The following is an 11,852-nucleotide window of genomic DNA, read 5'->3' on the forward strand; positions in this document are numbered from 1 at the left end:
GGTAGCGATGAATCCATTTCGTTGGGGTTTCCGGGCGCAGTTCTTGCTGGGCTTTCTTGCCTGCGCAGGATTGCTTGCCTATGCGATCTACGTACAGCTGCATCTTGGGCTGGAGCCATGCCCGCTATGCATCTTCCAGCGGATCGCGTTTGCGGCGCTGGCGCTGTTGTTTCTGCTGGGCGCGTTGCATGGGCCGCGCACAGCGGGCACGCGCAAGCTCTATGGCGTGCTGAGCTTCATCGCTGCCGGCGTCGGCATGGGCATCGCGGCGCGGCATGTCTGGGTGCAGATCCGGCCCAAGGACATGATGTCCTCGTGCGGGCCGCCGTTGAGCTTCCTGAGCGAGACGATGGGACCGTTCGAAGTGTTCCGCACCGTGCTGACCGGCACCGGCGACTGCGGCAATATCGATTGGCGCTTTCTGGGCCTGAGCATGCCGATGTGGAGCATGCTGTGGTTCGTGGGCCTGGCGCTGTGGGCGCTGTACGCCGGCTTCAGGCAGCGTGGTCCGCGCAAACTGTTCTGATCGTTTCGTTCCGGCGCTGGCCGGCGCCCGAGATTTCTGGAGTTCACGATGTCCGCTTCCCCTCATTCGTCCGTCAACCAGGCAGAGCAGTGGTCGCCGCAGAGCTGGCGGCAGCGTCCGGCGTTGCAGATGCCGGTCTACCCGGACGCCGTTGCGTTGGAACACACGCTGGGCGAGTTGCGGCAGCTGCCGCCGCTGGTGACCTCCTGGGAAATCTTTGCGCTCAAGCGCCAGCTGGCGGAGGCGCAGGAAGGCAAGCGCTTCCTGCTGCAGGGCGGCGATTGCGCCGAGAACTTCAGCGATTGCGAATCGGGCACGATCTCCAATCGCCTGAAGGTGCTGCTGCAAATGAGCCTGGTGCTGGTGCATGGCCTGCACCTGCCGGTGGTGCGGGTAGGGCGCTTTGCGGGGCAGTACGCCAAGCCGCGTTCGGCCGACACCGAAACCCGCGACGGGGTGACCTTGCCGAGCTACCGCGGCGATGTGATCAACGCGCCAGCCTTCACCGAAGCGGCGCGCGTGCCGGATCCGCAGCGCATGATCACCGCGCATTCGCGCTCGGCGATGACGATGAATTTCGTGCGCGCTCTGATCGACGGCGGCTTTGCCGACCTGCACCATCCCGAATACTGGAATCTGGACTGGGTGGGGTATTCGCCGCTGGCGGCGGACTACCAGAAGATGGTGGCATCGATCGGCGATGCGGTGCGCTTTATGGAGACCCTGTCCGGCGCGGAGGTCTACAACCTCAATCGCATCGACTTCTACACCTCGCACGAGGCGCTGTTGCTGCCGTACGAGGAAGGCCTGACCCGGCAGGTGCCGCGCCAGTGGGGCTGGTTCAACCTGAGCACGCATTACCCGTGGATCGGCATGCGTACTGCTGCGCTGGATGGCGCGCATGTGGAATACCTGCGTGGCGTGCGTAACCCGATCGCGATCAAGGTGGGGCCATCGGTGCAGCCGGATCAGCTGTTGCGTCTGATCGACGTGCTCAATCCCGAAGACGAACCCGGCCGCCTGAGCTTCATCCATCGCATGGGTGCGGCGCAGATCGCCGAGAAGTTGCCGCCGCTGCTGGAGGCGGTCAAGCGCGATGGACGTCGGGTGTTGTGGGTGTGCGATGCGATGCACGGCAATACCGAAAGCACCGGAAATGGCTATAAGACACGGCGTTTCGACAATATCCGCAGCGAGGTCGAGTTGTCCTTCGATCTGCATGCGGCCGCCGGGACGCGGCTGGGCGGGGTGCATCTGGAACTGACCGGCGAAGACGTCACCGAATGCACCGGTGGCGCGCGCGAGTTGACCGAGCGCGATCTGGAGCGCGCCTACCGCTCCAGCGTGGATCCGCGGCTGAACTACGAGCAGTCGCTGGAAATCGCAATGGCGATCGTGCGCAAGCAACAGCAGGTGGCGTCGCAACCGCTGGGCGCGTGATGTCACCGTACGCATGACGTGATGCTCATGCCGCGTGCGGCATGATGCTGCAGCCATCCCTCTTTCCCCCCCACAGGAGGAACGGTTTGACTGCCGATTGGAACGTCATCCGCGAATACGCAATCCCGCTTGGTGCCGCGCTGCTGGCGGGCATCGTCACCTGGTCGTTGATGCTGTGGCTGTTTCGCCGCATGCAGGGCCGCGACTATCGCCGTGCACGCATCATTCGCGTGGTCACGCTGCCGGCTGCCTTCATCCTGCCGCTGCTGTTTCTGGGCGTCGCCACCGAAGCGACGCCGCTATCCGGCAAGGGGCTGGCGGCGATGCAGCATCTGCTGCACGTCGGCATCGTTGGCTGCGTGACCTGGCTGTTGGTGCGCGCGGTCGCCGCCGGCGAGATGGCGATCCTGCGCAGCAACCCGATCGAGGTGTCCGACAACCTGACCGCACGGCGCATCCAGACCCAGACACGCGTGCTGAGCCGGGTGGTGATGGGCGCGGTGATCCTGCTCGGCATCTCGGTGGTACTGCTTGGCTTCGAGCAGGTACGCCAGATCGGCAAGACGCTGCTGGCATCGGCCGGCATCATCGGCCTGGTGGCCGGTATCGCGGCCAAGCCGGTGTTCGGCAACCTGATCGCCGGTCTGCAGATCGCCCTGACCCAGCCGATCCGGCTGGACGATGTGGTGATCGTGGAAGGCGAATGGGGCCGCATCGAGGAGATCGGTAGCTCGTATGTGGTGGTGCGGATCTGGGACGAGCGGCGGATGGTGGTGCCGTTGACCTGGTGGATCGAGCACCCGTTCCAGAACTGGACGCGCAGTAGCGCCGACCTGCTCGGTACCGCATTCCTGTGGCTGGATTACCGCACCCCGATCGCGGCGGTGCGCGCCGAGCTGGAGCGCATTTGCAAGAGCGAGCCGCTGTGGGATGGACGCGTGTGCGTGACCCAGGTGACCGAAACCAGCGAGAGCACGATCCAGGTACGCCTGCTGGTGAGCGCGCGCAATTCCGGCGATGCGTTCGATCTGCGCTGCATCAGCCGCGAGCGCATGATCGACTTCCTGACCCGCGAGCACCCTTACGCACTGCCCAGGATTCGCGCCGAAATCGCCGCGCAGGAAAAGCCACCCCTGCGTGCTGCCGCACCGATCGCCCAGGAGAGCGTGCGCTCGCCTGGTGCCGAAGACGGCGAGCCTGCGACTACGGTGTAGCTGCAGGCGCGGCCGCCGGCGCGCTGGGCGCAGTCGGCGCATAGCGGGGCGCAATACGCGCCTTGCTGCGTTGTTCGTAGGCGTAGGCCAGTTCGATCAGGCGCGGCTCGCTCCAGGCGCTGCCCATGAACAATAGGCCCAGCGGCAGGCCCTGGGTCTGTCCCATCGGCACGCTCAGGCTGGGATAGCCGGCTACCGCAGCCGCACCATAGCCGGCTCCGGGAAAGGTGTCGCCCTTGACCAGGTCGGTGACCCAGGCAGCACCGGTGGTCGGCACGATCAGCGCATCCAGGCGATCGGCCTGCAGCGCGGCGTCGATGCCGTCCGGCCCGGCCAGCCGTTTGGCAGTAGCGCGGGCCGTGAGATAGGCGGCATCGTCCAGTCCGGCCTCGGCCTGCGCCTGCTCGAACAGCTCCTGCCCGAAGTAGGGCATCTCACGCTGCGCGTGGCTGCGATTGAAGGCGATCAGCTGCTCCAGGCTCGACACCGGCGCGGCGTGGCTGCGCAGATACGCGTTCAGGCCGGCCTTGAATTCGACCAACAAGACCGTTTGCTCGGCGGCGTCCCACTGGCCCTCGGTCGCCAGGCTGGTTTCGATCACGGTGGCGCCAGCGGCGCGCAGCGTCTGCACGGCGCGCTCCAGCGTGGCGGCAATGGCCGGATCTTCGCGCAAGGGATTGCGCAGCAGGCCCAGGCGGGCGCCGCGCAGGCCATCGGGTCTGAGATGCGCCAGATAATCCGGCGCGGACGTCGGTGCAGTGCGCGCCGCCGGATCCTGCGGGTCGGGCGCGGCAATCGCCTGCAGCACCGCGGCCGCATCGGCGACGCTGCGCGACATCGGGCCGGCGGTGTCCTGGCTGGCCGAGATCGGAATGATGCCGTCGCGGCTGACCAGGCCCACAGTCGGCTTGAGCCCGACCAGGCCGTTCACCGAGGCCGGGCAGGTGATGCTGCCGTCGGTTTCGGTGCCGATGCCGACCGTGGCCAGGCTGGCGGCGATCGCCGCGCCGGTGCCGGCACTGGAGCCGCAGGGATTACGATCCAGCGCGTACGGATTGCGGGTCAGCCCGCCGCGTGCGCTCCAGCCGGAGCTGGACTTGGTGGAGCGGAAGTTGGCCCACTCGCTCAGGTTGGTCTTGCCCAGGATCACCGCGCCAGCGGCGCGCAGGCGCTGCACCAGAAACGCATCGCGGCCGGGCCTGAAATCGGCCAATGCCAGCGAGCCGGCGCTGTTGACCATCGGCAGCGCATCGATGTTGTCCTTAAGCAGTACCGGAATGCCATGCAGGGGCCCGCGCACATGGCCAGCGTGGCGTTCGGCGTCCAATGCACGTGCGTCGGCTTCGGCCTGCGGGTTGAGTTCGATCACCGAATTGAGAGTGGGCCCGGCGCGATCGATGGTGGCGATACGCTGCAGGTATGCGCGGGTCAGGTCCAGGCTGCTGGTCGTGCCAGACGCCATGCGTGCCTGCAGGCCGACGATGTCGGCGTCGATCAGATCGTCTTGCCTGGCAGTGGCTGCGTTGGCACCGGCCGGGGTCAGGCTTTCGGTATGCGCACAGCCGCACAGCGCAAGCAGCAGCGCGAAGGACAAGGTGGTGGATCGCATTGGCGGTGTTCCCCGGGGGACTGTTCGCAGGCTAACGGCGCTGCGGCGGGGTGACAATGTGTATGACATGCCCGCAGACGGGCAGGGGGCCTCAGCGGCGCCGGCGCTTGATCAGATCGCGTGCCAGCACGCCGACCACGATCAGATTGATCACCAGCACGCCCCAGGCGGTCCAGCCGGGATGGCGGACGATGGCGTAGATATCGAACGGCAGATAGATGGCCGCCGACAGGCAGCCCAGCAGTGACGCCCAGGCCTTGGCGCGCCACAGACCCCAGGCCTCCACCACGTGCAGCAGGCCATAGGCCAGCATTGCGGCAGCAGCCAGATGGACGGCGTCGGGACTGATGGTCTTGAGCAACGACGGCAGTGCGCCGTGGTCGGGATCCAGGTTGAAGCGGCGGATCAGTGTGCTGACCGCGTTCTGCAGCGGGAGCGGGCCCAGAATTTCCAGGCCCGTCGCCGCCAACAGCGCAAGCGTCCCCTTGACCGCCTCTAGCAAGGCGATCACATGCAGCCCCGGATGCGCACGCGGATCCGGGCTGTAGGGCGTGTTGCTCACGAAGATGGACGTCCCGTGTTTAGCCGGAACGGCCAGCGCGCTTGCGGTCGCTTTCGGTGAGGAACTTCTTGCGCAGGCGGATTTCCTTCGGGGTGACTTCCACCAGCTCGTCGTCCTCGATGAAGTCCAGTGCCTGCTCCAGCGTGTACTTGATCGCCGGGGTCAGCTTGATCGCATCGTCCTTGCCCGAAGCACGCATGTTGGTCAGCGGCTTGGTCTTGATCGCGTTGACGGTCAGGTCGTTGTCCTTGGAGTGGATACCGACCAGCTGACCTTCATACACGTTGTCGCCTTCGGCAGCGAACAGACGGCCACGCTCTTCCAACGGCCCCAGTGCATAGGCCGGGGTGGCGCCCGCAGCGTTGGCAATCATCACGCCGTTCTGGCGCTTGGCGATCGCGCCCTGTTCCTTCGGACCGTAATGGTCGAACACATGGAACAGCAGGCCCGAGCCCTGGGTCAGGGTGCGGAACTCGTTCTGGAAGCCGATCAGGCCACGCGCCGGGATCATGTAATCCAGGCGCACGCGGCCCTTGCCGTCCGGCTCCATGTTCTTCAGCTGGCCCTTGCGGGTGCCCAGCTTTTCCATCACGCCGCCCTGGTGCTGTTCTTCGATGTCCACCACCAGCTGTTCGATCGGCTCCATCTGCTTGCCGTCGATTTCCTTGATGATGACTTCCGGGCGCGACACGGCCAGCTCGTAGCCTTCACGACGCATGTTCTCGATCAGTACCGACAGGTGCAGTTCGCCACGGCCGGAAACCAGGAACTTGTCGGCGTCGGAGCCTTCCTCGACCTTCAGTGCCACGTTGTGCACCTTCTCGCGGTCCAGACGGTCGCGCAGCTGGCGGCTGGTCAGGAACTTGCCGCCGGACAGGTCCTTGTTGCCGGCGAACGGCGAGTTGTTGACCTGGAAGGTCATCGAGATGGTGGGCTCGTCCACGGTCAGCGCGGGCAGCGCTTCCGGGGCGTCGAGCGCACACACGGTGTCGGAAATGGTCAGCTCGGCCACGCCGGAGATGGCGACGATGTCGCCGGCCTCGGCGGTGTCCTGCTCGATGCGCTCCAGGCCGAGGAAGCCCAGCACCTGCAGCACCTTGCCCTGGCGCTTCTTGCCTTCGCGGTCGATCACGCTGACCGGCATGTTCTTCTTCAGCACGCCGCGCTGGATGCGGCCGATGCCGATCACGCCGACGAAGTTGTTGTAGTCCAGCTGGCTGATGCGCATCTGGAACGGGCCGTCCGGATCCACGTCCGGTGCCGACACATGCTGCATGATCGCTTCGTACAGCGGGGTCATGTCGCCGTCGCGCACGCTCGAATCCAGGCTGGCGTAGCCGTTCAGGGCGGAGGTGTAGACGATCGGGAAGTCCAACTGCTCGTCGGTTGCGCCGAGCTTGTCGAACAGGTCGAACACCTGGTCGATGACCCAGTCCGGGCGTGCGCCGGGACGGTCGATCTTGTTGACCACCACGATCGGCTTGAAGCCCATCGCGAACGCCTTCTGGGTGACGAAGCGGGTCTGCGGCATCGGGCCGTCCATCGCATCGACCAGGATCAGCACCGAGTCCACCATCGACAGCACGCGCTCGACTTCGCCACCGAAGTCGGCGTGTCCCGGGGTGTCGACGATGTTGATGCGGTTGCCGTTCCAGGTGATGGCCGTGTTCTTGGCCAGGATCGTGATGCCACGCTCCTTTTCCTGATCGTTGCTGTCCATCACGCGCTCAGCCAGCACGGTGCGTTCGGACAGGGTGCCGGACTGCTTCAGCAGGCAGTCGACGAGGGTGGTCTTGCCATGGTCAACGTGCGCGACGATGGCGATATTGCGGAGTTTTTCGATAGACATGCGGAAAGGGCCCCTGTCTGGCGCCAGTCTTGAGATGAGGTAAGCCCGACATTATAGCGGTTTCGTTGCCGTGCCGTTGCGTTCGGCCGCCGAGCGGTCCAAAACGCCCATTCAGCTAGCCCGGATACCCCCGACGATGGTCCAACCTGCACGGCCGCCTGCACGCCCGGGTGTATCCTAATGGGCTGTCATACACCCTGAAACCTGCAAGGATTTCCATGTCCCTGATTGCCCATTTCGACACCACCCGCGGCCCGATCGTGGTCGAGCTGTTCGCCGACAAGGCCCCGCTGACCGTTGCCAACTTCGTCAACCTGGTCCAGCGCGGCTTCTACGATGGCCTGAGCTTCCACCGCGTCATCGCCGACTTCATGATCCAGGGCGGCTGCCCGGAAGGCTCCGGCCGCGGCGGCCCGGGCTACCGTTTCGAGGATGAAGCCAACAACGGCGTCGGTCACGAGCGCGGCGTGCTGTCCATGGCCAATGCCGGCCCCAACACCAACGGCAGCCAGTTCTTCATCACCCACACCGCCACCCCGTGGCTGGACGGCAAGCACACCGTGTTCGGCAAGGTCACCCAGGGCCTGGACGTGGTCGATGCCGTCGCCCAGGGCGATGTGATCAACAAGGTGACGATCGAAGGCGATACCGACGCCGTGCTGGCCGCCAAGGCCGACCGTGTCGCGGAGTGGAACAAGATCCTCGCCGCCTGATGTCTTTCCCCCGAACGGCCGCCCTGTGCGGCCGTTCGTCTGTCACTGCGCGCCGCCAGGCCCTGCGCCACGCCAGCGTGCACCTCCACCCATGTTTTTTAGCAGAGGAAACTCCCCATGAAAGCACCTGTTCGTGTTGCCGTGACCGGCGCTGCCGGCCAGATCGGCTATGCCCTGCTGTTCCGCATCGCCTCCGGCGAAATGCTGGGCAAGGATCAGCCGGTGATCCTGCAATTGCTGGAACTGTCCAATGAAAAGGCCCAGGCCGCGCTCAAGGGCGTGATCATGGAGCTGGAAGACTGCGCATTCCCGCTGCTGGCCGGCGTGGTCGGCACCGACGACGCCGAAGTGGCGTTCAAGGACATCGACGTCGCCCTGCTGGTCGGTGCGCGTCCGCGTGGCCCGGGCATGGAGCGCAAGGACCTGCTGCTGGAAAACGCCAAGATCTTCACCGCGCAGGGCGCGGCGTTGAACAAGGTCGCCAAGCGTGACGTGAAGGTGCTGGTGGTCGGCAACCCGGCCAACACCAATGCCTACATCGCGATGAAGTCGGCGCCGGATCTGAACCCGAAGAATTTCACCGCCATGCTGCGTCTGGACCACAACCGTGCGCTCAGCCAGCTGTCGCAGAAGCTCGGCAAGCCGGTCGGCGGCATCGAGAAGCTGGTGGTCTGGGGCAACCACAGCCCGACCATGTACCCGGACTACCGTTTCGCCACCGCCGATGGCGCGTCCATCGGTGATGCGATCAACGACCAGGAATGGAACGCGTCCACCTTCATCCCGACCGTGGGCAAGCGCGGCGCGGCGATCATCGAAGCGCGCGGCCTGTCCTCGGCTGCGTCGGCCGCCAATGCCGCCATCGATCACGTGCGTGACTGGGTGCTGGGCAGCAACGGCAAGTGGGTGACGATGGGCGTGCCGTCCGACGGCTCCTACGGCATCCCGGAAGGCGTGATCTTCGGCTTCCCGGTGACCACCGCCAACGGCGAGTACACCCTGGTCAAGGATCTGCCGATCGACGACTTCAGCCAGAAGTACATCGACAAGACCCTGGCCGAGCTGGAAGAAGAGCGCAGCGGCGTGTCGCATCTGCTGGGCTGAGTTTCTCGCCTTGCTGTTGTAACGAAAACGCCGGGCAATGCCCGGCGTTTTTTATGTGGCGCTTGTGCGATGCTCCCGGCTCAGGCCAGGCCTTCGGCCTGCAATGCGGCCTGCACATCGGCATCGCCCAGCATGCGCTGCACGAATGCATCTACCGCGCTCAGGCCACTGAGATCCACGCCCACCTTCTGCGCCCATCGCAGCGTCACGAACAGGTACGCATCGGCGCCGGTGTGGGTGTCGCCTGCCAGCCAGTTGCGTCCCTGCAGATGCGCGTCGACACGTTCGTACAAGGTGCGCAGCTTGCTGCGTGCATCGTCATGGCTGCGCGCGATCAGCGCGTCGTCCTGCAGATAGGCGGTGCTGCCGAAGATCGGCTTGAAGGCCGGATGCACATCCGCATTGGCGAAGGCGATCCAGCGATTGATCTCTGCACGGCTGCGCGCGGTGCCATCGCCGGACAGACCGGTGAGCGGCGCGATGTCGGCGATGTAGTTGAGGATGGCCGCGTTCTGGGTCAGTGCCCAGTCGTCGACGACCAACAGCGGTACGGCACCGGCCGGGTTGAGGCGCAGATATTCGGGGGATTTCATCGTGGCGGCGTCGACCACCTGCAGATCGAAGGGCAGCCCCGACCAGCGCAGCACGATGTGATCTGCCAGCGAACATGCGCCCGGCTTGGTGTACAGCTTCATGAGAATTTCCGCACAAGAACGAAGACGCAAGCTTAGCGGCAACGCGTGAGTGCGTGGGCAGCGTCAGGATGCGGTGCGCGGGCGCAGCTTCTGTACGCGGTAGAACGTGTGGTCGCCGATGGTGGCCACCTGGTAGGCATTACGCCAGCTCGGGCTTGCGATCGCGCTTGCGGCAAAGTGACTGGCGCCCGGCACGATTTCCTTGCGTTGCCCCACCGGCAGCGCCCAGTTGCGCTCTGCAGCCAGTGCCACATCCAGCGCCTTGTTCCAGGCATCGTCGTTTTTCAGCTGCGTCCCCGGAGCCACGATGGTGGGCGCGAACTGCTTGCGTGCAGTGACCACCTGACACATCGAGTCGCCCCACAAGCCGCTGTCCAGCCGACGCAACGCAACTTCGGCGACGGCTTGCTGGCCGCGCAAGGTCTGATCACGCGCTTCCAGGTACACGGTGGTGCTCAAGCACAACGAATCTGCAGCCGGCTGCGGCAACAACTGCGACAGCCAAAGTATCCAAACCAGTTTCATATAACTCCTTGCTCCGTATGGGCCGATCCGCAGAGCATCCAAGGTGGATGCACCAGTACAGAGGGCTTGGCGTCATGGGGAGGCGACCTGCCACGGGTCGCCCGGTCTCCGGCGAAAGAAGATCTACCGGAGGTGCCCGCCAAATGCGGCGGGTCAAAAAGTTGGCGCAAGGTAGGCGTCGATCACAGAATCGCGGCTGAATAGGCGGGGTTGACGGGTGTGATTGCTTGCTGCATCTGCGGCTTGGTTCGATGACACCAGCGCGACGCATCCGTCGTGTGCGTCGCATCGCGCTGGCGACAGCGGATGCCGCAACGGATCTCGATACGGTGCGCGTGCGCTGTTGCGCCTGCGCAATGGCTCGAGACGTGCAACGCGTTGCACTTAGGCTACGCATGCCATCTGCAGTCTGCGCTACACGTCATCGTCACTGAGGGATGTGCTTGCGTATCGCCGCTTTCTACTGCAATGGGGATGTGTCGAGATGCGAACGCGGGGTGCATAAAGGAGCTTTCAGTGCATGGTGCTTGATGCAGTCCGGATCATGCATCGAGCGCTCGCATGTGCATCGTAGAACGCGGTGTTGTAATCACTAGAGGAGGCGTCCGAGGTGCTCGATGCGCGTTGATGGTGGCGAGTGAACACCAAACGCCACGACGGTATTGGCGCTCGCATCGCAGCACCAAGTCGTGCGTCAAGTTTGCATATCCATCGTGCACAAATGCGTCAGCGGAATTTTAGATGGCTTGTAGTGGCTGCACGACGATATGCAACCGAGATCGTCAAAATCATCGATCACGATTCCTTCGACGGTATCGGTGGCACAGCGGCGTTGGCCATGCGGCAATCGCAGTGCGCGCTTGCTAACGCTGTTGCTATTCGCAGTGCAGATGTTCGAACGCATCAGGCCTGTTGAATCACACGCATCAAGTTCAACATGGTGCGAAACAATCTCATGCAGACATGCAGACATGCAGACATGCAGACATGCAGACATGCAGACGAGCCGGTACGCAACTGCGCCAGATACGGCGCCAATTTGGTGAGCGTCGGCAATGTCAGGGCCAGTGCTGCGATGACCGCCAAGGGCAGCAACTGATCGCGCCGCCACTTCAGCGCAGCTACTGGCGATGCAGTCGTGGCAGCCGTATGCGCGTAAGGCTGCAATGCGTTGCGTAACCACCATGCCGACAGCACGGCAATACTGCTGACCAAAGCGACTACCATCAACGCAGTCGACGCGGCGGCAGGCGTGCCGCCTTCAGAACCAGGCCGATCGCGGCGCTGACCAAGAGCGCGGCCAGCCCGCTGCCGATCGGACGCAGCGCTCTGACGCCGCGCGTGCCACGCCAGGACCAGCGGCCCAATCCCAGCAAGGTGTTCTGTGCGACGTCGCCGACTGCATAAGCGGCGCGGAAGGGCAGGCTGAGCAGCAATACGCTGATCAGATGGACATCGGCGGGAAGTGGATGCAGCGATGTAGTCGGCGTCGCGGGCATGCCCGGTTTATCGCCGAGCTGCGAAAAGAAAGAGAATGGACTGCGCTGCACCGATCAGCGGCGCTCACGGGGTTGGGCGCCAGGTCGATGGCAGCGTCATCGCCTGCATCGATCCG

10 protein-coding genes and 1 pseudogene are annotated in these 11,852 nt (G+C 64.6%); 5 read left to right on the plus strand and 6 right to left on the minus strand.

Annotated elements, in window-relative coordinates:
* Positions 1 to 7: 7 nt before the first annotated feature.
* The 3 genes from GGR73_RS00145 (at position 8) to GGR73_RS00155 (ending at position 3,180) form a co-directional block, all read left to right on the plus strand.
* On the plus strand, positions 8 to 526 hold the full coding sequence (locus GGR73_RS00145; protein ID WP_184455123.1) for a disulfide bond formation protein B: 519 nt from the start codon (positions 8 to 10) through the stop codon (positions 524 to 526).
* A 48-nt stretch (positions 527 to 574) separates the two neighbouring features.
* Positions 575 to 1,966, plus strand: coding sequence for a class II 3-deoxy-7-phosphoheptulonate synthase (locus tag GGR73_RS00150; RefSeq protein WP_046345812.1), 1,392 nt, complete (start codon positions 575 to 577; stop codon positions 1,964 to 1,966).
* Between the two features lie 86 nt (positions 1,967 to 2,052).
* Entirely contained in the window at positions 2,053 to 3,180 is a 1,128-nt protein-coding gene (locus GGR73_RS00155; RefSeq protein WP_024938559.1) for a mechanosensitive ion channel family protein, read from the plus strand.
* Here GGR73_RS00155 and GGR73_RS00160 read toward each other — a convergent pair.
* The 3 genes from GGR73_RS00160 to typA form a co-directional block, all read right to left on the minus strand.
* Complete coding sequence (locus GGR73_RS00160) at positions 3,170 to 4,774, minus strand: amidase (protein ID WP_184456431.1); 1,605 nt, start codon at positions 4,772 to 4,774, stop codon at positions 3,170 to 3,172. The two genes, GGR73_RS00155 and GGR73_RS00160, sit on opposite strands and share 11 nt — an antisense overlap.
* A gap of 106 nt (positions 4,775 to 4,880) precedes the next feature.
* Positions 4,881 to 5,300: a DUF2127 domain-containing protein gene (locus tag GGR73_RS00165; RefSeq protein WP_184456433.1), complete on the minus strand. Its 420-nt coding sequence runs from the start codon at positions 5,298 to 5,300 to the stop codon at positions 4,881 to 4,883.
* A 70-nt stretch (positions 5,301 to 5,370) separates the two neighbouring features.
* The gene (gene typA, locus GGR73_RS00170; RefSeq protein ID WP_016904579.1) at positions 5,371 to 7,200 is read right to left on the minus strand and encodes a translational GTPase TypA; all 1,830 of its coding nucleotides are present in this window, start codon (positions 7,198 to 7,200) and stop codon (positions 5,371 to 5,373) included.
* A 218-nt stretch (positions 7,201 to 7,418) separates the two neighbouring features.
* Here typA and GGR73_RS00175 point away from each other — a divergent pair, with 218 nt between their 5' ends.
* Complete coding sequence (locus GGR73_RS00175) at positions 7,419 to 7,913, plus strand: peptidylprolyl isomerase (RefSeq protein WP_016904578.1); 495 nt, start codon at positions 7,419 to 7,421, stop codon at positions 7,911 to 7,913.
* A 117-nt stretch (positions 7,914 to 8,030) separates the two neighbouring features.
* The gene (locus GGR73_RS00180) at positions 8,031 to 9,017 is read left to right on the plus strand and encodes a malate dehydrogenase (protein ID WP_024938556.1); all 987 of its coding nucleotides are present in this window, start codon (positions 8,031 to 8,033) and stop codon (positions 9,015 to 9,017) included.
* Positions 9,018 to 9,097: 80 nt separating this feature from the next.
* On the opposite strand, the gene GGR73_RS00185 is transcribed toward GGR73_RS00180, so the two are convergent.
* From GGR73_RS00185 to GGR73_RS00195, 3 genes and pseudogenes are all read right to left on the minus strand, one after another.
* Positions 9,098 to 9,712, minus strand: coding sequence for a glutathione S-transferase family protein (locus GGR73_RS00185; protein ID WP_184455126.1), 615 nt, complete (start codon positions 9,710 to 9,712; stop codon positions 9,098 to 9,100).
* A 63-nt stretch (positions 9,713 to 9,775) separates the two neighbouring features.
* The gene (locus tag GGR73_RS00190) at positions 9,776 to 10,237 is read right to left on the minus strand and encodes a cell wall hydrolase (RefSeq protein WP_016905076.1); all 462 of its coding nucleotides are present in this window, start codon (positions 10,235 to 10,237) and stop codon (positions 9,776 to 9,778) included.
* A gap of 999 nt (positions 10,238 to 11,236) precedes the next feature.
* Positions 11,237 to 11,703 (minus strand): annotated as a pseudogene (locus tag GGR73_RS00195) (MFS transporter); the annotation flags it as partial.
* Positions 11,704 to 11,852 lie beyond the last annotated feature (149 nt).

It is taken from the genome of Xanthomonas sp. F14, from assembly GCF_014199865.1.

Coding starts and splice junctions, on each gene's coding strand:
- GGR73_RS00145 (WP_184455123.1), top strand. CDS start 8: ATGAATCCATTTCGTTGGGGTTTCCGGGCGCAGTTCTTGCTGGGCTTT.
- GGR73_RS00185 (WP_184455126.1), bottom strand. CDS start 9,712: ATGAAGCTGTACACCAAGCCGGGCGCATGTTCGCTGGCAGATCACATC.
- GGR73_RS00175 (WP_016904578.1), top strand. CDS start 7,419: ATGTCCCTGATTGCCCATTTCGACACCACCCGCGGCCCGATCGTGGTC.
- GGR73_RS00150 (WP_046345812.1), top strand. CDS start 575: ATGTCCGCTTCCCCTCATTCGTCCGTCAACCAGGCAGAGCAGTGGTCG.
- GGR73_RS00190 (WP_016905076.1), bottom strand. CDS start 10,237: ATGAAACTGGTTTGGATACTTTGGCTGTCGCAGTTGTTGCCGCAGCCG.
- GGR73_RS00180 (WP_024938556.1), top strand. CDS start 8,031: ATGAAAGCACCTGTTCGTGTTGCCGTGACCGGCGCTGCCGGCCAGATC.
- typA (WP_016904579.1), bottom strand. CDS start 7,200: ATGTCTATCGAAAAACTCCGCAATATCGCCATCGTCGCGCACGTTGAC.